The organism is Streptomyces tagetis (assembly GCF_018069565.1).
GTDB lineage: Bacteria > Actinomycetota > Actinomycetes > Streptomycetales > Streptomycetaceae > Streptomyces > Streptomyces tagetis.
Window position 1 is genome coordinate 381,088 of sequence record NZ_JAGPNL010000001.1, and the last position, 19,939, is coordinate 401,026.

At 73.6% G+C, this 19,939-nt stretch carries 20 protein-coding genes; 13 read left to right on the forward strand and 7 right to left on the reverse strand.

Features of this window, described 5'->3' with window-relative positions; all coding sequences use genetic code 11:
• The first annotated feature begins 9 nt into the window (after positions 1-9).
• From J5Y05_RS01680 to J5Y05_RS01700, 5 genes are all read left to right on the forward strand, one after another.
• Entirely contained in the window at positions 10-861 is an 852-nt protein-coding gene (locus J5Y05_RS01680; protein WP_210867918.1) for a helix-turn-helix domain-containing protein, read from the forward strand.
• A 242-nt stretch (positions 862-1,103) separates the two neighbouring features.
• Entirely contained in the window at positions 1,104-1,646 is a 543-nt protein-coding gene (locus J5Y05_RS01685; protein WP_210867919.1) for a GNAT family N-acetyltransferase, read from the forward strand.
• A 130-nt stretch (positions 1,647-1,776) separates the two neighbouring features.
• Positions 1,777-3,000: an arginine deiminase gene (locus tag J5Y05_RS01690; protein WP_210867920.1), complete on the forward strand. Its 1,224-nt coding sequence runs from the start codon at positions 1,777-1,779 to the stop codon at positions 2,998-3,000.
• A gap of 203 nt (positions 3,001-3,203) precedes the next feature.
• Complete coding sequence (gene argF / locus J5Y05_RS01695; protein ID WP_210867921.1) at positions 3,204-4,229, forward strand: ornithine carbamoyltransferase; 1,026 nt, start codon at positions 3,204-3,206, stop codon at positions 4,227-4,229.
• A 130-nt stretch (positions 4,230-4,359) separates the two neighbouring features.
• Positions 4,360-5,808, forward strand: coding sequence for an amino acid permease (locus tag J5Y05_RS01700; protein WP_210867922.1), 1,449 nt, complete (start codon positions 4,360-4,362; stop codon positions 5,806-5,808).
• Here J5Y05_RS01700 and J5Y05_RS01705 read toward each other — a convergent pair.
• The gene (locus J5Y05_RS01705) at positions 5,768-6,205 is read right to left on the reverse strand and encodes an ATP-binding protein (protein WP_307853646.1); all 438 of its coding nucleotides are present in this window, start codon (positions 6,203-6,205) and stop codon (positions 5,768-5,770) included. The two genes, J5Y05_RS01700 and J5Y05_RS01705, sit on opposite strands and share 41 nt — an antisense overlap.
• 162 nt (positions 6,206-6,367) lie before the next feature.
• Positions 6,368-7,198: a PaaX family transcriptional regulator gene (locus tag J5Y05_RS01710; protein ID WP_210867924.1), complete on the reverse strand. Its 831-nt coding sequence runs from the start codon at positions 7,196-7,198 to the stop codon at positions 6,368-6,370.
• Positions 7,199-7,415: 217 nt separating this feature from the next.
• Here J5Y05_RS01710 and J5Y05_RS01715 point away from each other — a divergent pair, with 217 nt between their 5' ends.
• Positions 7,416-7,892 (forward strand): DUF6299 family protein, encoded by a 477-nt coding sequence (locus J5Y05_RS01715; RefSeq protein WP_210867925.1) that lies wholly within the window; start codon positions 7,416-7,418, stop codon positions 7,890-7,892.
• 158 nt (positions 7,893-8,050) lie between these two features.
• Here the strand turns inward: J5Y05_RS01715 and J5Y05_RS01720 are convergent, their stop codons facing one another.
• Positions 8,051-9,100, reverse strand: a complete 1,050-nt coding sequence (locus J5Y05_RS01720) for a LacI family DNA-binding transcriptional regulator (protein WP_210867926.1) — start codon at positions 9,098-9,100, stop codon at positions 8,051-8,053.
• Positions 9,101-9,434: 334 nt separating this feature from the next.
• On the opposite strand from J5Y05_RS01720, the gene J5Y05_RS01725 reads away from it, so the two are divergent.
• The 7 genes from J5Y05_RS01725 to J5Y05_RS01755 all read left to right on the forward strand — a co-directional run bounded on the left by J5Y05_RS01725 (position 9,435) and on the right by J5Y05_RS01755 (position 15,842).
• On the forward strand, positions 9,435-10,436 hold the full coding sequence (locus tag J5Y05_RS01725) for an asparaginase domain-containing protein (RefSeq protein WP_210867927.1): 1,002 nt from the start codon (positions 9,435-9,437) through the stop codon (positions 10,434-10,436).
• A 193-nt stretch (positions 10,437-10,629) separates the two neighbouring features.
• Positions 10,630-11,523 carry a polysaccharide deacetylase family protein gene (locus J5Y05_RS01730; protein ID WP_210867928.1) on the forward strand — a complete coding sequence of 298 codons (894 nt, stop codon included), beginning with the start codon at positions 10,630-10,632 and terminating at the stop codon, positions 11,521-11,523.
• Positions 11,520-12,908 carry an MFS transporter gene (locus J5Y05_RS01735; protein WP_210867929.1) on the forward strand — a complete coding sequence of 463 codons (1,389 nt, stop codon included), beginning with the start codon at positions 11,520-11,522 and terminating at the stop codon, positions 12,906-12,908. The genes J5Y05_RS01730 and J5Y05_RS01735 overlap by 4 nt, the downstream gene beginning before the upstream one ends.
• 79 nt (positions 12,909-12,987) lie before the next feature.
• On the forward strand, positions 12,988-13,791 hold the full coding sequence (locus J5Y05_RS01740) for an SDR family NAD(P)-dependent oxidoreductase (RefSeq protein WP_210867930.1): 804 nt from the start codon (positions 12,988-12,990) through the stop codon (positions 13,789-13,791).
• A gap of 208 nt (positions 13,792-13,999) precedes the next feature.
• Positions 14,000-14,749 (forward strand): SDR family NAD(P)-dependent oxidoreductase, encoded by a 750-nt coding sequence (locus J5Y05_RS01745; RefSeq protein WP_210867931.1) that lies wholly within the window; start codon positions 14,000-14,002, stop codon positions 14,747-14,749.
• Between the two features lie 179 nt (positions 14,750-14,928).
• Positions 14,929-15,423 (forward strand): hypothetical protein, encoded by a 495-nt coding sequence (locus J5Y05_RS01750; RefSeq protein WP_210867932.1) that lies wholly within the window; start codon positions 14,929-14,931, stop codon positions 15,421-15,423.
• 98 nt (positions 15,424-15,521) lie between these two features.
• On the forward strand, positions 15,522-15,842 hold the full coding sequence (locus J5Y05_RS01755) for a hypothetical protein (RefSeq protein WP_210867933.1): 321 nt from the start codon (positions 15,522-15,524) through the stop codon (positions 15,840-15,842).
• A gap of 21 nt (positions 15,843-15,863) precedes the next feature.
• On the opposite strand, the gene J5Y05_RS01760 is transcribed toward J5Y05_RS01755, so the two are convergent.
• The 4 genes from J5Y05_RS01760 to J5Y05_RS01775 are packed head-to-tail and all read right to left on the reverse strand — an operon-like array spanning position 15,864 to position 19,873.
• Positions 15,864-16,736, reverse strand: coding sequence for an NAD(P)-dependent oxidoreductase (locus tag J5Y05_RS01760; RefSeq protein ID WP_210867934.1), 873 nt, complete (start codon positions 16,734-16,736; stop codon positions 15,864-15,866).
• Between the two features lie 56 nt (positions 16,737-16,792).
• Entirely contained in the window at positions 16,793-18,253 is a 1,461-nt protein-coding gene (locus J5Y05_RS01765; protein WP_307853648.1) for an NAD-dependent succinate-semialdehyde dehydrogenase, read from the reverse strand.
• The gene (locus J5Y05_RS01770) at positions 18,250-18,558 is read right to left on the reverse strand and encodes a Dabb family protein (RefSeq protein ID WP_210867935.1); all 309 of its coding nucleotides are present in this window, start codon (positions 18,556-18,558) and stop codon (positions 18,250-18,252) included. The genes J5Y05_RS01765 and J5Y05_RS01770 overlap by 4 nt, the downstream gene beginning before the upstream one ends.
• Before the next feature lies 1 nt (position 18,559).
• Positions 18,560-19,873 carry a M24 family metallopeptidase gene (locus J5Y05_RS01775; protein ID WP_210867936.1) on the reverse strand — a complete coding sequence of 438 codons (1,314 nt, stop codon included), beginning with the start codon at positions 19,871-19,873 and terminating at the stop codon, positions 18,560-18,562.
• Positions 19,874-19,939: the final 66 nt, after the last annotated feature.

The following is a 19,939-nucleotide window of genomic DNA, read 5'->3' on the forward strand; positions in this document are numbered from 1 at the left end:
TGTGTGCCGGTGAGCACGGACTATCAGCAGGCCCGCGAAGCCCTCGGGGTGCGTCTCCGGGAACTCCGGCTTGCCGCACCTGAGGGCCGACTCACCGGTACTGCCCTGGCCCGCAAACTCGATTGGCCCAACTCCAAAGTTTCGAAGCTGGAGTTGGGCAGGCAGACGGCCACGCCCGAGGATCTCCAGGCGTGGGCCGCCGCATGTGGTCAGCCCGCGTCGTATGAGGAACTGCGGGCCAGGCTGACGGGGTTCGAGTCGCACATACGCTCGTGGCGTCGGCAACTGGTCGGCGGACACAAGCCCGTCCAGGATGTCCACAACGAGGCACAGGCCAACTCGAAGGTGCTGCGCGCCTGGGAATCCTCGTGGATCGTCGGCGTCCTCCAGACTCCAGACTACGCACGTGCCGTGCTCACCCGCTCGGCCGAACTGCACAGGTCTCCCAGGGACATCGAGGCAGCCGTGCGAGCCCGCATAAAGCGTCAAGAGCTTCTGTACGCCGGGGGCCGGAGCTACCACGTCATCTTGTGGGAACCCGTCCTGCGGTCACTGGTCTGCTCGCCCTCGGTGCTGGCGGTCCAGCTCGACCGCCTCGCGGGGGTGATCGGCATGGACACCGTGGAACTCGGCATCGTGCCGCTCACCGCGTCCCTGAAGGTTCCGCCCGGCCTGGGCTTCTGGATCTACGACGATTGCCAGGTGGTCACCGAGGCGTGGCACGCCGAGATGTGGCTTGACGACGCCGACAGTGTTGCCCTGTACCTGCGAACCTGGCACACCTTGCGCGAGTCGGCCGTGTACGGGGCCGACGCTCACAACATCATCAACTCCGCCCGGCTCGCGCTGAACCCGCGTTGACAACTCCGCTTGGGCCGGCCTGACCTCGGTCGAAGAGGGCGAGGAGATGCGGCGGAGCTTCACGCCGGCACCGCCTGCACAACGCCGGGCCCCGCGAGTGGCCGGAGTGCGACCACGGGATGAGGGTCCTGACCTCGCTGCACCGCCGCGGCAACCCGCGCCTGACCCGGCTGGCCAAGCGCGCGGGCATGCCCTTCTGACGCCCCGGCCGCCCGAGAACGGGGCGACCGCCACCGAGCCGAATGGAGTCGACTGTGAGCGCCGCCGGTCTGGTCGTCCGACGCTTTTCGCACCGGGATCTCCCGCAGATCCGCCAGGCACTGATCGACGTGCACGCCGACGCCTATGGCGACGCGATGGACGACGAGTTCAACCAGCGCTTCCCCTGGTTCGTCGACCACTGGGGCGGTCACCCCGAGTTCGCCTGTGTGATCGCCTACGACGGGGACGAGCCGGTGGCCTTCGCCTACGGGGCACCCGCGAACCCGGACCGGGAGTGGTGGCGCGAGCACCTGGAGCCCGCCCCGGAGAAGGACCGGACGTTCTCCTTCTCCGAGCTGGCCGTACGGACGACGTGGCGGAAGACCGGGACGGCGGAGCGGGTGAGCCGGGCGCTGCTGGCGGACCGGGACGAGGACCTGGTGGTCCTGCTCGTCGACCGCGAACACCCGAGGGTCCAGGCACTGTACGAGTCCTGGGGCTTCCGGAAGGTCGGCGACCGCCGGCCCTTCCCGGACTCCCCGGTGTACGCCGTCATGCTGGCCGGGCTGCCGCTCGCCGCCTGATCCGCGGGCCCCGCCGGGAGGGCTCCTCGGGGCGCGGGGAGCCCCCACCCGGGCGCCGGGCCCCCGGCGGGCCGCCACGCGGGTCCCCGGCGAGGGGGTGAAGCGGGGGGAGAGTGGTCAGGATGGAGGCATGGGATTCCATGTCGACTCCGAAGCCGGGCGGCTGCGCCGCGTCATCCTGCACCGGCCGGACCTTGAGCTCAAAAGGCTCACCCCCAGCAACAAGGACGCCCTGCTCTTCGACGACGTGCTGTGGGTGCGGCGGGCGCGGGCCGAGCACGACGGGTTCGCCGACGTGCTGCGCGAGCGCGGCGTCGCCGTACACCTCTTCGGCGACCTGCTCACCGAGACCCTGGCCCTGCCGGAGGCCCGGCGGCTCGTCCTGGACCGGGTCTTCGACGAGAAGGAGTACGGCGTCCTCGCCACCGACCACCTGCGGGCCGCCTTCGAACCACTGCCCGCCCGGGAGCTGGCGGCGTCGCTGGTCGGCGGCATGACCAAGCGGGAGTTCCTGGACGCGCACGCCGAGCCGACCTCCGTGGCCTTCCACGCCATGGAGCTGGACGACTTCCTGCTCCGGCCGCTGCCCAACCACCTCTTCACCCGGGACACCTCCGCCTGGATCTACGACGGCGTCTCCATCAACGCCATGCGCTGGCCCGCCCGCCAGCGCGAGACCGTCCACTTCGAGGCGATCTACCGGCACCACCCCCTCTTCCGCGACGAGACCTTCCACGTCTGGTCCGAGGGGCAGGCCGACTACCCGTCCACCATCGAGGGCGGCGACGTCCTGGTCATCGGCAACGGCGCCGTCCTCATCGGCATGAGCGAGCGCACCACGCCGCAGGCGGTCGAGATGCTCGCGTACAAGCTGTTCGCGGCGGGCTCGGCGCGCACCATCGTGGCCCTGGACATGCCGAAACGGCGGGCCGTGATGCACCTCGACACCGTGATGACGATGATCGACGGCGACACCTTCACCCAGTACGCGGGGCTCGGCATGCTCCGCTCGTACACCATCGAGCCGGGCGTCGGCGAGAAGGAGCTGAAGGTCACCGACCATCCGCCCGAGCACATGCACCGCGCGATCGCCGCCGCGCTCGGGCTGAGCGAGATCCGGGTGCTGACCGCGACCCAGGACGTGCACGCGGCCGAGCGTGAGCAGTGGGACGACGGCTGCAACGTCCTCGCCGTCGAGCCCGGCGTGGTCATCGCCTACGAGCGCAACGCGACCACCAACACCCACCTGCGCAAACAGGGCATCGAGGTGATCGAGATCCCGGGCAGCGAGCTGGGGCGGGGCCGCGGCGGCCCGCGCTGCATGAGCTGCCCGCTGGAGAGGGGGCCGGTCTAGCCGCACGCACCGGACCCGGGGCCGGGTCCCGCCGGGCAGTCCGACCCGGGCCGGGGCCCACCGCCCCGGTCCCGGCCGGTCCGGTCCGGGACCCACCCCGGCCCCGGGCGGTCCGCTCCAGGACCCACCCTGTGTATAAGAATTCTGGGTTTTGTATAGTATTCCAGAGTCCCGTCACGTCCCGCAGCCCTGGAGCGCCCCTCATGGCGACAGTCCCGCCCGGCCTCACCGGCCGCCACTTCCTCAAGGAGACCGACTTCACCGCGGAGGAGTTCCGCGCTCTGGTCGGGCTGGCCGCGGAGCTGAAGGCCGCCAAGAAGGCCGGGACCGAGACACCGTACCTGCGCGGCCGGAACATCGCGCTGATCTTCGAGAAGACCTCGACCCGCACCCGCTGCGCGTTCGAGGTCGCCGCCGCCGACCAGGGCGCCGCCACCACCTACCTCGACCCTGCCGGCTCGCAGATGGGGCACAAGGAGTCCGTCCGGGACACCGCGCGCGTCCTCGGCCGGATGTACGACGGGATCGAGTACCGGGGCGACAGCCAGCACAAGGTCGAGGAGCTGGCCGCCCACGCCGGGGTGCCCGTCTACAACGGGCTCACCGACGAGTGGCACCCCACGCAGATGCTCGCCGACGTGCTCACCATGACCGAGCACGGCAGCGGGCCCCTGTCCGGGACGGCCTTCGCCTACCTCGGCGACGCCCGCTTCAACATGGGCAACTCCTACCTGGTCACCGGCGCCCTGCTCGGCATGGACGTGCGCCTCGTCGCCCCCAAGGCGTACTGGCCCGCCCGCGAGGTCGTCGACCGGGCCCGGGAACTCGCCGAGGCGAGCGGGGCGCGGATCACGCTCACCGAGATCGTCGAGGAGGGCGTACGGGGCGCCGACTTCGTCGCCACCGACGTGTGGGTCTCCATGGGCGAGCCCAAGGAGGTCTGGCGGGAGCGGATCGCCGCCCTGACCCCGTACGCGGTGACCATGGACGTGCTGCGCGCCACCGGCAACCCGGACGTGCGGTTCCTGCACTGCCTGCCCGCCTTCCACGACCTGGGGACCACCGTCGGCCGGGAGATCTTCGAGGAGTACGGACTGGACTCCCTGGAGGTCACCGACGAGGTCTTCGAGTCCGCGCACTCGGTCGTCTTCGACCAGGCGGAGAACCGGCTGCACACCATCAAGGCCGTCCTCGTCGCCACGCTGGCCCGCCCCGTCACCCCGGCCTGACCCACCGCCCGGCCCCCTCCTCCCACTCCGCCCCCCTCACGTACACGCGGGCGGCCCGGACCACCCCTCCCGGGCCGCCGGCCGCGACCACCGTCGCGTCCGCACCACCAGAAACGAGCACCACCCCGTCATGCCCGCCCCCCGCATCAAGTCACCCGCGCTCCTCGTCGCCGAATCCGGCGCCGACCGTGAGGGCCACGGCCTCAGGCGCACGCTGGGCCGCTTCCAACTGGTCTGCTTCGGCATCGGCGCGATCGTCGGCACCGGCATCTTCGTCGGCCTCTCCGACTCGGTCGCCCAGGCCGGACCGGCCGTCGTCGTCTCCTTCGTGCTGGCCGCCGTCACCTGCGTCTTCACCGCCTTCGCCTTCGCCGAACTGGGCGGCGCCATCCCGGTCTCCGGCTCCTCGTACTCCTTCGCCTACGCGGGGCTCGGCGAGACCACGGCCTTCCTCGTCGGCTGGTGCCTGCTCCTGGAGTACGGCGTCTCCGTCTCCGCCGTCGCGGTCGGCTGGAGCCAGTACGTCGACGAACTCCTCCACAGCCTCACCGGCCTGAACCTGCCGCACGCGCTCGCCGCCGGTCCCGGCGACGGCGGCGTGGTCAACCTGCCCGCCGTGATCGTCATCGCCCTCGCCAGTGTCCTGCTGGTCCGGGGCGTGCGGGAGAGCGCCCGCGCCACCGCCGCGATGGCGGTCCTCAAGATCGCCGTACTGGTCGCCTTCTGCGCCATCGGCTTCGTCGCCTTCCAGGACGGCAACCTCAGCCCCTTCTCGCCCGCCGGGCTCGGCGGCATCGGCGCCGGGACCACCGCCGCCTTCTTCTCGTACATCGGCTTCGACGCGATCACCACCGCCGGCGAGGAGGCCCGCGACCCGCGCCGGGACATCCCGTTCGCCATCCTGGTCTGCATCGGCGTGGTCACCCTGCTGTACTGCGCGGTCGCCCTCGCCGCCATCGGCGCCCTCGGCGGCGACGGGGTCGGCGACCGCCCGGCCGCCCTGTCCCACGTCGTCAACGAGGTCACCGGCTCCGCGGTCGGCGGCGGCGTGATCGCCTTCGGCGCGGTCGTCGCCATCGCCTCCGTGGTGCTCGCCGTGATGTACGGCCAGACCCGCATCCTCATGTCCATGTCCCGCGACGGGCTCGTCCCGCGCGTCTTCGAGAAGGTCTCGCCGCGCACGGCCACCCCCGTCGCCGGCACCCTCATCGTCGGCGTGGTCTTCGCCGTACCGGCCGCCTTCGCCTCGCTGGACTCGGTGGTCAACCTCTGCACCATCGGCACGCTGGCCACCATGGTCACCGTCAACATCGCGGTGATCGCCCTGCGCCGCCGCGAACCGGACCTGGCCCGCACCTTCCGGGTGCCGCTCTACCCGGCGACCCCACTGCTCGGCATCGGCTTCTGCCTGTACCTGATCTACGAGACGGGCCCGGCCACCTGGTTCCAGTTCGCCGTCTTCCTCGCCGCCGGACTGCTCCTGTACGCGGGCTACGGGCGCCGCAACAGCCGGCTGGGCCGGGGCGGCGACCAGGGCCTCACGCCCGGCGACGCTGGGCGGGTACGGCAGGAAGCCTGAACCAGACCGCCTTGCCGGAGTGGGTGGGCCGGTGGCCGCAGGAGGCGCTCAGGGCGCGGATCAGCAGCAGACCGCGCCCGTGCTCCTGCCAGGGGTCCGGCGGCTCCCGGTCCGGCCGGGTGAGGTCGGCGGGCGGCGCCGGGTCGGGATCGTGCACCTCGACCTGGCAGCCGCCCGGCAGCAGCTCCACGACCAGCTCGATCGGGGACCCGCCGGAGGTGTGCTCCACCGCGTTGGCGACCAGCTCGGCGGTGAGCAGCTCCGCCGTGTCGCTGTCCGCCGGGTGTTCCAGCTCGGCCAGCGCGGTACGGACCAGGGCACGGGCCACCGGCACGGCCGCGGCGGTGTGCGGCAGCGCGATGCGCCAGGAGGCGGGGGCGGGGAAGGGATCGTGCACGGCGGGGTCCGTTCGTGGAACAGGCGGTCCTGTCCTGCATTCAACTTCCTGCATCGTACGGCGCCGCCCCGCGGAGCCTCCGCCGGGTCCGTTTTTGTCACGTTTGTATGACGATCGCCACCCGGCGTCAGGGCTCGCCCGGTGTCAGGGCTCGCAGGGTGTTCAGGGCTCGCCCGGTGTCACGTAGCGGGCTCCCGCGTCGCGGAGACGCTCGTGCAGGGTGCGGAAGAGCGCCGCCGACCGGGCGCCGGGCCAGTCGGCGGGCAGCAGCCGGGCGGGCAGGCCGGGGTCCGCGTAGGGCAGGCGGCGCCAGGCGTCCAGGGTGAGGAGGTAGTCGCGGTACGCCTCCTCGGGCGGCGTGTCCTCGCGGCCCTCCCAGGCGCGCAGCACGGGCGTGTGGCGGGCGAGGAACGCCTCGTGCCGCGCGGCGAGCGCCGGCAGGTCCCACCAGCGGGCCACCGACTCGCCGGTCGGGGCGAAGCCCAGGTGCTCGCCGCGGAAGAGGTCCACGTAGGCGTCGAGTCCCAGCAGGCACAGCGCGCGCCGGGTCTCCTCGAAGACCCGGGCCGGGGCTATCCACACCCCGGGGGCCGCGGTGCCGAAGCCGAGCCCGGCCAGCCGGGAGCGCAGCACGTGCCGCCGCTGCCGCTCCGACTCCGGCACGGAGAACACGGCGAGGACCCAGCCCTCGTCGTCCCCGCCCCCGTCGCCGTGGACGCGCCGGTGGCTGTCCTCCAGCAACCGCCGTGCCTCGGCGGAGGGTTCGTACCCGGCGGCGCCCCGGTCGGTCCGCGCGGGCAGCAGGAGGCCGCGCCGCTTCAGCCGGGAAACCGACGAGCGGACGGACGGGGCGTCGACACCCACCGCGGCCAGCAGTCGGATCAGCTCGGCGACCGGCACGGGGCCGGGTGCGAACCGGCCGTACGCGCCGTAGAGCGTGACGATGAGGGACCTGGGGGTGTGCTGCGCGTGCTGCTCGGACACGTTGATCATCTTAGGTCGTTGGCATTGCGCCTGGTCACCCCGGTCGCCGTCGGCGGACACCCGGCCCCGGCAGGCCCGCCGCACCCCGCGCGGATCGGGCGCGGGCGCCACCGGGAGCGGGCCGGTCGCCATGGACTCGCCCCGAAGGGGTGACGTTCACGGCACGCGCCCCGGCCGCCGGGTACTGCTGGTAACCCCCACCGACGTCCCCCTCGGGAGGTTCCCCGTGCCCGTACCCCGCCCGCTGCTCGGCGCGGCGCTGCTGCTCCTCGGCCTGGCCGTGGCGGCCCCCGCGGCCCCGGTCTCCGCCGCCCCCGCCCACCCCGGCCCCGCGCGTCCCGCCCCCGCGCGGACCGCGTCCGGGGAGAGCGTCACCGTCGACCCCGTGGGCCGGCTCACCGCCGCGGGCGCCGTCACCCTCACCGGCACCTACCGCTGCGCCGGTGCCTCCGGGCCCGTCTTCGTCAGCGCCTCCGTACGGCAGGACCCCTCCGCCGTCCGCCACGGCGTCGGCGGCACCCGGGCGGTGTGCGACGGGCGGGACCACCGCTGGCAGCACACCGCGCACCTGTCCGCCGACGCCCTGCGGACGGGCGCGGCAGAGGTCCGGGCCACCGTCATGGAGCTGCGGTTCCAGGGCCTGATCCCCCTCCCCGGCTTCCACGCGGCGAGCCGCCAGGCGGTCACCCTGGCGCGGGGCTGAGCGGGCCGGGCGTGCTCAGCGAAGGCCCGCACGGGCGTACGCGGCGTGCGGTGCCGGTGCCGCTTCCGGGGCGGGGGCCGGTTCCGGGGCCGGCCCCCGGCGTGCTGCGGCGGGCCGTCCCGGGGCCGGTCCGCCGGGACGGGGGCGGTGCCGGACGGTCAGCCGCCGAGGGTCGAGGCGCGCGCCTCCAGGGTGGGGCGCAGCCGCCGGGAACGGCCCGGTTTGCCGTCGAGCATGTTGACCAGCGTCGTCGCGGCGACCTCGCCCATCCGGTACATCGGCGAGCGCACCGAGGTCAGGGAGACCGGCAGGGCGGCGGCGAGCGGTACGTCGTTGTAGCCGACCACGCCGACGTCCTGACCGACCGTCAGCCCGGCGTCGCGGACCGCCGCCATCACGCCGACCGCCGCGAAGTCGTTGACCGCGAACACGGCCGTGGGGCGCGGGGTGAGGCCGAGCAGGTGCTCGGCCGCGGCCCGGCCGCCCGGCACGTCGAAGCGGGACGGCACGACATGGCTCTCCGGCACCGGCAGTCCCGCCTCCGCGAACGCGTCCAGGAAGCCCTGGGTGCGCTCCACCCCGGTACTCGCGTAGCGCTCGCCGGCCACCACGGCGACCCGGCGGTGGCCCAGACCGAGCAGGTGCTCCGCCGCCAGCCGCCCGCCGAGTACGTCGTCCGTGGTCACCGAGACCCGGCCGGGCAGCCGGCGCGAGACCAGTACCAGCGGGATGCGTCTGTGGGCCAGCTCGGCCACGAGGTCGCAGTCGGAGCGGGCGTCGCCCAGCACCAGACCGTCGACCCGGCGGGCCAGGAGCGCGTCGGCGCGGCGCCGCTGCAACTCGGGTTCGTCGCCGGTGTTCGCCACCACGGTGTGGTAGCCGGCCGTCGCGGCGGCGGCGTCGATCCCCTCGTAGATCGTCGCCAGCACGATGTCGGTCAGCCGGGGGACCAGCACGCCCAGCATCCGCGAGCGTCCGGTGCGCAGTGCCGCCCCGGCGGGGTCGCGCTGGTACCCCAGCTCCTCGGCGAGCGCGCGGATCTGCGCGGCGGTCTCCGTGGCCACCCCGCCGCGCACCGCCTCGTCGGTGCTGAGCGCCCGGGACACGGTGGAGACGTGCACCCCCGCCTGCCGGGCTATCTGGGCCAGGGTGACCGGAGCACTGCCGGCCCGTGTCCCGGCCGCCGCCCGCGTTGCCTGCCGCTCCACTCCCGCAACCCCTCTTCTCGGACCCTGTGCCGGACCCGGACTCCGTACCGGACCCGGACCCTGTGCCGGACCCGGACCGTTTTTCGGACCCGGACCGCTGTGCGGACCCGGGCTCCGTCACGGACCCCGTTCCGGCCGGTGTGCCGGCTGATCTCGGATTCCCGTGGATTCTGTCGGATTCTGCTCGAAACCCACAGCCGGTGTCATCCGGCGCCCCTGAGCCTCGCACACACCCGAACGGTCGGACCAGGCAAGTGTGCGCCACCCATTGACCCGAGGGCAATCGTTTGCATAACCTCGCCGCAATCGATTGCAAAGAAGCGGAGAGAGGTCCATGCGTCGTATCCAGGTCGTGGCCACCGGCGGAACCATCGCGAGCCGGTCCGGGGCGGAGGGCCGCCGGGCAACCGTGCTCGCGAAGGAGCTGGTCGCGTCCGTGGGCCCGCTCCCCGAGCACGCCGAGGTCGGTACCCGGGACGTGGTCACCCGGGGCAGTTACGCCTTCGACACCGGCGATCTCCTGGCACTCGCCCGCGAGGTGCGCTCCACCCTCGACGACGGTGCCGACGGGGTCGTGATGACCCACGGGACCGACACCATGGAGGAGACGGCCTTCCTGTTCGACCTGCTCTTCGACGACCCGCGGCCGATCGTGCTGACCGGGGCCCAGCGCCCCTTCGACGACCGCGCCGCCGACGGCCCGGCCAACCTGGGCGACGCCCTGGCGGTGGCCGCCGACGACGCGGCCCGCGGCCTCGGCGCGCTGCTGGTCTTCGACGGCTTCGCCTTCCCCGCCCGGGGGGTGCGCAAGAGCGAGACCATGTCGGCCCACGCCTTCGCCGCCCCCGGACGCGGACCGGCGCTGCGGGTGGCCGACGGACGCGTGGTCCCGCTGGCCCGGCCCGCCCCGAGCCCGCGGCTCCCGGTCGACCTGAACCTGCCGCGGCTGCCCCGGGTGGACGTCGTACCGGTCTACCCGGGCGCGGACGGGCTCTTCGTCCGGGCCAGCCTGGAGGCCGGCGCCGCCGGGGTCGTGGTGGCGGCGGCCGGGGCCGGCAACGCCGGGCCCGAGCTGGTCGAGGCGGTCGCCGAGGCGGTCGCCGCGGGCCACCCCGTGCTCATCAGCTCACGCGTCCACTCCGGTCCGGTCGCCCCGCTCTACGCGGGCGGCGGCGCCGAGCTGCGGCGGGTGGGCGCCCTCTTCGCCGACGACCTCAGCCCCTGGCAGGCCCGGCTCCTGCTGGCCGCCGCCAGCGCCGTACCGGACCGCTCGCCGCGGGAACTGGTCCGCGCCTGGCTGGCCGGCCGGGACCCGCTCGCCACCCCCGGCGACTGACCCCGCCCCATCAGACCCCCCGCCTCACCCGATCCACACCGCCCCACCCGATCCACCGCTCGATCCACCGATCCGCCCTCCCCGCCCGGCCCGGCCCCCCGCTGGGCCCCCTGATCCCCCCAGCTCGATCCCCCCGCTTGATCCACCCCCGATCCACCACCCACACCCACGCCATCAGGCAAGGAGACGCTCGATGACCAAGGAAATTCTCGTCGGCTTCGGAGTGGACGTCGACGCCGTCGGCGGCTGGCTCGGCTCCTATGGAGGCGAGGACTCTCCCGACGACATCTCCCGCGGCCTGTTCGCGGGCGAGGTGGGCGTGCCGCGCCTGCTGGAGCTGTTCCGCCGCCGCGGCCTGACCCAGACGTTCTTCTGGCCCGGCCACTCCGTCGAGACCTTCCCCGAGGAGTTCGACGCCTGTGTCGCCGCCGGCCACGAGATCGGGGTGCACGGCTACAGCCACGAGAACCCGATCGCCATGAGCCGCGAGCAGGAGGCCGCCGTCCTCGACCGCTCCATCGAGCTGATCGAGAGCCGCACCGGCCGCCGCCCCACCGGCTACGTGGCCCCCTGGTGGGAGTTCAGCCCCGTCACCAACGAACTCCTGCTGGAACGCGGCATCAAGTACGACCACTCCCTCATGCACCGCGACTTCGAGGCGTACTACGTCCGGGTCGGCGACTCCTGGACGAAGATCGACTACAGCGCGCCCGCCGAGGACTGGATGAAGCCCCTGGTCCGCGGCGAGGAGACCGACCTCATCGAGATCCCGGCCAACTGGTACCTCGACGACCTGCCTCCGATGATGTTCATCAAGGCGAGCCCGAACAGCCACGGCTTCGTCAACCCCCGGGACATCGAGCAGATGTGGCGTGACCAGTTCGACTGGGTCTACCGGGAGATGGACCACGCGGTCTTCACCATGACCATCCACCCCGATGTCGCCGGCCGGCCCCAGGTGCTCCTGATGCTGGAGCGGCTCATCGACCACATCAACTCCCACGAAGGCGTCCGCTGGGTGACCTTCGACCAGATCGCGGACGACTTCGCCGCCCGCAACCCCCGTCAGAAGGGCGACAGCAGATGACCACCGCGCCTACCCCCGAGATAGTCGACGAGACCGAGTGGCCCCGTAACGGCGCCCCCTCGGACGAGGTCCTGTTCAAGGGCCCGCCCACCCTCAGCCGGCGGACCATCATGACCACCACGGTGGTCTGTTTCCTGGCCTGGGTCTTCTCGGTCTACGACTTCGTGCTCTTCGGCACCCTGCTGCCGAAGATCTCCGAGACGTTCGGCTGGACCACCGGTGAGGCCACGGCCATCGCCACCGGCGTCACCGTCGGCACCTTCGTCGTCTCTCTGCTCGTCGGCCCCATGCTGGACCGGTGGGGACGCAAGCCCAGCCTGATCGTCACCACCGCGGGCGCGGCGCTCTCCTCGGGCTTCACCGCCCTGGTCGGCGGTGCCGCCTCGCTCATCGGAGTGCGGGCCATCTCCGGCCTCGGCTACTCCGAAGAGGTCGTCAACAGCGTCTACCTCAACGAGATGTACGGGAAGAGCCGGCGCCGCGGCTTCATGTTCAGCTTCGTGCAGAGCGGCTGGCCGGTCGGTGCCCTCCTGGCGGCGGCCTTCGCGGCCGTGCTGCTGCCCCTGATGGGCTGGCGCTGGATCTTCCTGCTGGCCACCTTCCCCGTCGTGATCATCCTCATCGCCGGGTCCAAGCTCCGTGAGTCGCCCTCCTTCGTCGCGCTGAAGCGGACGCGGGAACTGCGCGCGGCCGGCCGCGAGACCGACGCGTCCCGCCTGGCGGAGCTGTACAACCTGGACATCAGCCGCGACAACGAGTCCGGCCTGCGCCAGCTCTTCGCCCCGGACCTGCGGCGCCACACCCTGTGCCTCTCCGGCGCGTGGCTCTTCAACTGGATGGGCATCCAGGTCTTCTCGGTGCTCGGCACCACCGTCCTCACCGACGGCAAGGGCGTCTCGTTCTCCAGCGCGCTCGTCGTGCTGATCCTGGCCAACCTCGCCGGTTTCCTCGGCTACCTCTTCCACGGGTACCTCGGTGACCGGATCGGCCGGCGGACGACCATCATGGTCGGCTGGACCATCGGCGGCGTCGTGATGACCGCGATGCTCTTCGGACCCAACAACAGCGCCTACGTCATCCCCATGTACGCCCTCGGACTGTTCTTCCTGAACGGCCCCTACTCGGCGATGCTCTTCTACATGGGCGAGTCGTTCCCGGCCCGGGTCCGCGGCATCGGCTCCAACACCGCCCACGTGATGGGCCCGGTCGGCGCGATCATCGGTTCCGCCCTGCTCAGCCTGGTCATCGGCCTCGGCGCCGACGCCACCACCGCCGCGTTCGTCGCGGGCGCCCTCGGAATGTTCCTCTCCGGCGTCCTGATGCTCGGCGCGCGCAAGGTCAGCCAGGACGAGGACGACGCCTCCGTCGCCCCGGCCGCCGCCTGACACCCGCCCCTCCCTCCCGCTTCCCGGTGCGTGGCGGCCCGCACCCGCCACGCACCGGGAACTCCACGAAAGGCAGGACATGTCCTCCCACGAGCACACCGCACCCGCCCGGGACGACGGGCTGGCCGGCAAGGTCGCCGTCATCACCGGCGGCGCCAGCGGCATCGGCCGCGCCCTGGCCGTGGCGTACGCCCGCGCCGGCGCCGACAGCGTCATCGGCTTCTACCCCCAGGACCCGCACAGCGCCGACGAGACGGTCCGGCTGGTCGAGGCCGCCGGCGGTCGCTGCACCGCGGTCGCCGTCGACGTCCGGGACAGCGCGCAGGTCGACGCCCTGGCGCAGGCCGCGATCGACACCTACGGGCGCCTCGACATCGCCGTCGCCGGGGCCGGCGTGCTGCGCCGGGCGGCGCTGGCCGAGCTGGACGACGACGCCTGGAACGACATGCTCTCCGTCGACCTGACGGGTGTGCTGCGCACCTTCCGTTCCGCCGCGGCCGTGATGACCGGCCCCGGCGCCATGGTGGCGATCTCCTCCATCGCCGGTGGCGTGTACGGCTGGGACGACCACGCCCACTACGCCGCCGCCAAGAGCGGGGTGCTGGGTCTGTGCCGGTCGCTGGCGACCGAGCTGGCCCCGCGCGGCATCCGGGTCAACTCGATCATCCCCGGGCTGATCGAGACGCCGCAGTCCCTCGACGAGACCAACTCCCTCGGCCCGGCCGGGCTGGAGCGGGCCGGCCGCACCATCCCGGCCGGACGGGTGGGCAACGCGGACGAGGTCGCCCGCGCCATCCGCTTCCTCACCAGCGACGACTCCGCCTACGTCACGGGCCAGCAGCTCATCGTGGACGGCGGGCTCACGGTGCGCTGGCCGGAGTGACGTACGGCGGTTGACGTACGGCGTTTTACGTGCGGCGTTGAGAACACGTACGGCGGCTGGAACACGTACGGCAACGAAAGCACGTACGGCAGCGAGAACGGTCCCCGGCGAGGGCTGGGGACCGGTGCACGGCAGGGGCCCGGCGACGACCGGGTCCGGCAGGAACACGGCGGCGACGGAGCGGGCCGCGACGGGAAAGGTGAACGGCATGGGAGTCCTCCAGCAGAAGGTCGCGCTGGTGACCGGCGCGGCGAGCGGCATCGGATCGGCGATCGCGGACGCGTACGCGGCCGAGGGGGCACGGCTCTTCCTCGCCGACCGCGACGCCGGCAGGCTGGCCGAACTGGCCGAGCGCTACGCGGCGCGGGGCGTCGAGGTGGCCACGGGCGTCGTGGACGTGGCCGACGCGGAGCAGACCCGCGAGATGGTGGAGAGCTGCGTCGCCGCCCTGGGCGCACCCGACATCCTCGTCAACTCCGCGGGAATCCTCACCGAGGTCCCGCTGGTCGAGATGGACGTCGACACCTGGGACGAGATGATCGCGATCGACCTGCGCAGCGTCTTCCTGTGCTGTCGGTGGGCGGTGCCGCACATGGTCGCCCGGGGCAGCGGACGGGTCATCAACATCGCCAGCCAGCTCGGCATCAAGGGCGGCGAGGGACTGGTGCACTACTCGGCCGCCAAGGCCGGCGTGATCGGCCTGACCAAGGCCCTGGCCCGCGAGGTCGCCCCGAGCGGCGTCCTCGTCAACGCGATCGCCCCCGGGCCGGTGTTCACGCCGCTGGTGGACGGCATCAGCGAGGACTGGAAGCGGGCCAAGCAGGCGGAACTGCCCCTCGGCCGGTTCGGCGTCCCGGCGGAGATCGCGCCCACCGCGGTCCTGCTCGCCAGCGACCCGGGCGGCAACCTCTACGTCGGCCAGACCCTGGGCCCCAACAGCGGCGACGTCATGCCGTAGCGGGCGGTGCCTCGGACGGGTGGGGGCGGGGCGGGCCGGGTGGCCCTCCCGCCCCACCGGCCTGGGCGTCCCGTACGTTCTGATGTCCAGTGACCGTGTTCCGTTGACCGAGAGGGCGGGTGAGCCGGGTCGTGTGTGGAGCCTGCGGCGGAGGGCGTTCCGTACCGCGCTGGGAGGACGTGCTCGCGCCGCCGACCCGTGCGGTGCTCGCCGCCCGCGCGGCGGCGGCCGGCCGCCTGCTGGAACCGGCGTCGGGACTGCGGGTGCGGGCCTGGCTGTCCGCCGGGTACCTGCTCGCCGACCGCGTCGGCCGCACCGTGCACGCCGCCGACCTGGACACCCTGTGGCGGGCGGCGGCGGAACGCGGCGCGCGGCCGGCCGGATGGCGGCCCCTGGGCGCCACGCCGGCCGCGGACTCCGTCGACCTGTCCGGCGACTGGGACCTGGCCGCGGCCGGGGTCTGGTGCGCCGCGGTGGCCCGCGCCGAGCCGGACGCGGAACTGGAGGTCACCCTGCCCGACCCCGCCGGGGACCGCGCCCTGCGCGTCACCATCGCCGCCGGCACCGTCCGGGCCGCGCCGCTGGACACCGCGGACCCTCCGGCGTACGCGCGGATCGCGGGCCCCGGCGCGGGCGAGGCCGCTCGCCACGCGAGGGCCCACCACCGCCTCTGACCCCTACGGCCGGGGAGTGTCGGACCCCCGTGCCATGCTGGGCGCGACGGGCACCACCCGGCGTCGCCGGGGCGGACAGGGCACCTGACGGGGGCACGATGGCGGAGCCGTACTACCGGGCCGACAGCGAGGACGGCGACCGGATCGACGACCCGTCCGAGGACGCGCTGTTCCTGATGATCGGCGACCTCGACCGGCGGGGCAACACCTTCCTCGTCGTCCGGCCCGACGAGGATGACCCGCCCTGGTCCGCGTCGGTGACCCTCCGCCCGGAGGCGGACGGCGGCGGGTACGAGGTCGTGCGCCGGATCGCCGAGGCGTACGAGACCGTCACCACCGCCGACGCCCACGGCATCGCCCATGACCTCACCCGCTGGTCGGCCGCCCGCCCCCACCCCGGACGGCCCGCCGGCACCTGACCCCGCCCCGCCCCTCCGTCCCTACCGCCCCGCCCGTCGGCGGGCGAGGTCGGCGAGGGTGGCCCAGTCGCGTTCCGACCAGCCCGCGGCGAGGGCCTCCAGGAGGGCGTCGCGCACCAGGCTCCCCGTCGGCAGCGGCAGTTCGCGCTCCCGGGCCGCCGACAGCGCCAGGTCGACGTCCTTCAGGCCGAGCCGCGTGGTGAACCCGGCGGGCTCGTAGCGCCGCTCGGCCATCAGGCCGCCGTACCCCCGGTACACCGGCCCGGGGAAGAGGGTGCCGCCGAGCAGCTCGGCGAAGGCCGCCGCGTCCACGCCGTACGACTCCACCAGCGCCGTCGCCTCCGCCGTGGCCTCGATCGCCCCGGCCAGCAGGAAGTTGACCGCGATCTTGACCACGTTGGCGCGGGCCGGGTCCTCACCGAGTTCCCAGATCCGCCCGGCCAGCGGCTCCAGCAGCGGGCGGGCCAGGTCCAGCGCGGACGCCTCGCCCGCCGCGAGGACGTTGAGCTTCCCGGCCGCCGCCACCTCGGCGCGGCCCAGCACCGGGGCGGCGACGTAGCCGATGCCCCGGTCGGCGTGGAGCCGGGCCAGGTCGGCGGCGAAGGCGGCGGAGACCGTCGCCAGGTTCACGTGGACCCGGCAGCGGGCCGCCTCCAGGACCCCGCCGTCCAGGAGGAGCGCGCGCAGGCTCGCGTCGTCGGCCAGCACGCTCATCACCACGGGCCGGTCGAACACCTCCGCGAGGTCCGCGGCGGGCACCGCGCCCTCCGCGGCCAGTTCGTCGACGGCCGGGCGCGATCTGTTCCACACCACCACCCGGTGCCCGGCCGCCAGCAGCCGGCGCACCATCGGGCGGCCCATCGTGCCGAGCCCGACGAAACCGATCTCCTCCATCGCTCCTGTCCTCTCCCGCGCCCCGGCGGCGCCGGGACGGCCCTGGGCCGTCCCGGTCACCACTGGACCGCGATCATGGTGGTCTCGGTGTACTCCAGCAGCCCCTCGTGGCCGCCCTCGCGGCCCAGGCCCGACTCCTTCACCCCGCCGAAGGGCGCGGCCGGGTCGGAGACGACCCCGCGGTTGAGGCCGACCATGCCGACCTCCAGCCGTTCGGCGACCCGCAGGCCCAGCGCGAGGTCACGGGTGTAGACGTATCCCGCCAGACCGGTCTCGCACCGGTTCGCCAGCGCGATCGCCTCGTCGGCGGTGTCGAAGGAGGTGACCGGGGCGATCGGGCCGAAGATCTCCCGGCGCAGTACGGGCGCGTCGGCGGGGACGCCGGCCAGCACCGTCGGCGGGTAGAACCAGCCGGGCCCCGGCGGCACGCTCCCGCCGGTCAGCACCGTGGCACCGGCGGCGACCGCCTCGTCGACGACGTCCTGCATGCCGTCCCGGGCGCCCTCGTCGATCAGCGGTCCGACCTCGGTGCCGGGCTCCAGCCCCGGACCGACGCGCAGCCGCCCCATCGCGTCGGCCAGCCGCCGGGCGAAGTCGTCGGCGACCGAGGCGTGCACGAGGAAGCGGTTGGCCGCCGTGCACGCCTCGCCGCCGTTGCGCATCTTGGCGACCATCGCGCCCGCGACCGCCTCGTCCAGGTCGGCGTCGGCGAAGACCAGGAAGGGCGCGTTGCCGCCCAGTTCCATGGAGGCGCCGAGCACCCGGTCCGCGGCCTGGCGCAGCAGGACCTTGCCGACCTCGGTGGAGCCGGTGAAGGAGACCTTCCGCACCTCGGGGTGGTCCAGCATCGCCCGGACCACCGGGCCGCTGTGCCGGGTCGGCACCACGTTGACCACGCCGGGCGGGGCGCCGGCCCGCCGCAGGTGCCCGGCGATCGCCAGCGCGGTCAGCGGGGTCGCCGCGGCGGGCTTGAGCACCACCGAGCAGCCCGCGGCCAGCGCCGGGCCGATCTTGCGGGTCGCCATGGCGGCCGGGAAGTTCCACGGGGTCACCAGGACGGCGACGCCGATCGGGCGGCGCTGGACGAGGATGCGGTTGCCGCCGGCGGGCGCGTGCCCGAGCGTGCCGGACAGGCGGACGGCCTCCTCGGCGTACCAGCGCAGGAACTCGGCGGCGTAGGCGACCTCGGCCCGCGCGTCGGGCAGCGCCTTGCCGTTCTCGGCGACGATCAGCCGGGCCAGTTCCTCCTGCTCCGCGCGCATCGACTCGAAGGCGCGGCGCAGTACCTCGGCGCGTTCGCGCGGGGCGGTGCCGGACCAGCCGGGCAGCGCGGAGGCCGCCGCCTCGACGGCGAGGACCGCGTCGGCGGGGGTGGCCGAGGCGACCGAGGCGACGGGCTCGCCGGTGGCCGGGTCGCTCACCTCGAAGCGGGCGCCGTCGCTTGCCGGCCGCCAGGCCCCGCCGACGAACAGGTCGGCCGGGGCCGCCGCGGCCACCGCGCGGGCCGTGGTGCTCACGCCGTCGCTCCGCTCGTCCAGTCCAGCGCGAACCGGTCCTCGCAGATCCCGTCGAGGACCCCGAGGAACCGTTCGTGCGCCGGATGGTCCCAGTACCGGCCGAACGCCTCCGGGCCGGTGAACCGGGCCAGGCAGCCGTGGGTGAACCCGCGGTCCAGGCCGGACCGGTTGGTGTTCTCGCCCCAGCTCAGCTCCGCCAGCCCGGCGAGACCGCCGGCGAGCCCGGACTCCAACGCGGCCAGTGCCTCGGCCAGTTCGCGTTCCTTGCCGGGCCGGGGGCGGAAGACGACGTAGTGCTCCAGCACGTCAGCCCCTTCCCGTGCCGCCGGCCGGGCGCCGGTCGCCCCGGTCGACCGTGAAGTCGAAGCCGTTCCAGTAGCGGGTGCCGGCCACCAGGAGTTCGTCGGCCGGGAAGCGGGTGATCACCCGGGGGCCGTCGGCGGTCACCACCACCTCCTCCTCGATCCGTGCCGCCGACGCGCCGTCCTTGGTCGGCCAGTACGTCTCCAGGGCGAAGACCATGCCCTCCTCGATCGGCACCGGGTGCTCCAGCGAGTGGTAGCGGCTGATCAGCGGCTGCTCCCACACCGAGAGCCCCACCCCGTGGCAGTACTGGAGCCCGAACGCCTCCTCCTCGCTCGCGTACCCGAGGTCGGCGGCGCTGGGCAGGGCGAGCGCCACGTCCCGGGTGGTCCCGCCGGGCCGGACGGCGGCGATGGCCTGGTCGATGGCGTCGCGGGCCCGCTGGTAGGCGTCGCGCTGGGCCGCGTTGGAACTGCCGATGTTGAGGGTGCGGTAGTAGCAGGTCCGGTAGCCGTTGAAGGAGTGGATGATGTCGAAGTAGGCGGTGTCCCCGGGCCGGGTCATCCGGTCGCTGAAGACGTGCGGGTGCGGGCTGCACCGTTCGCCGGAGATGGCGTTGACCGCCTCGACCTCCTCCGATCCGTTCTCGTACAGCACCCGGTTGACCAGCGCGACGGCCTCGTTCTCGCGCATGCCGACGTGCAGGGTGCGGTACAGCTCGTCGTAGGCCGCGTCGACCATGCCGGCCGCGTGGTCGAGCAGCGCGATCTCGTCGACGGTCTTGATCCGGCGGGCCTGCTGCATCAGCTCCTGGCCGTTGACGATGTGCAGGCCCTCGGCCTCCAGCGCGCGCAGCACCGGGATCTCCACCACGTCGACGCCGACCGGCTCGCCGAGGAGCCCGCGCTCGCGCAGGTGGCGGGCGATGCGCCGGGCGTTGCCCGACTCCACGCCGACGTTCTCCGGGATGGAGCCGCGCCAACTGGAGATGCCGGCCTGCCAACTGCTCTCCGGCAGCCAGCTCGCGTGCGCCTTGTGCTGGCGGGCGGCCGAGCCGATGTCCCACAGGATGGGGTCCTCGCCGCGCATCAGCAGCACGCAGCGGAAGAGCTTGTCGCGGGCCCAGTTCCCGATGTGGGTGGCGGTGGTGTAGCGGATGTTGTTCTGGTCGAAGAGGATCAGCGCGCCCAGGTCGGAGGCGTCGAGCGCGGCGCGGGCGCGGGCCAGCCGCTCGGTGCGCAGCCGCTTGAAGTCGACGCGCTCCTCCCAGTCGACGCCGAGCGTGGCGCCGGGCGAGGCGATGCTGTGCAGGGACATGGCAGAACTCCCTCTGGTCTGACGGTCGTTGTCGGTCTCGGGCCCGCCGGGGTCCGCCCGGCGGGC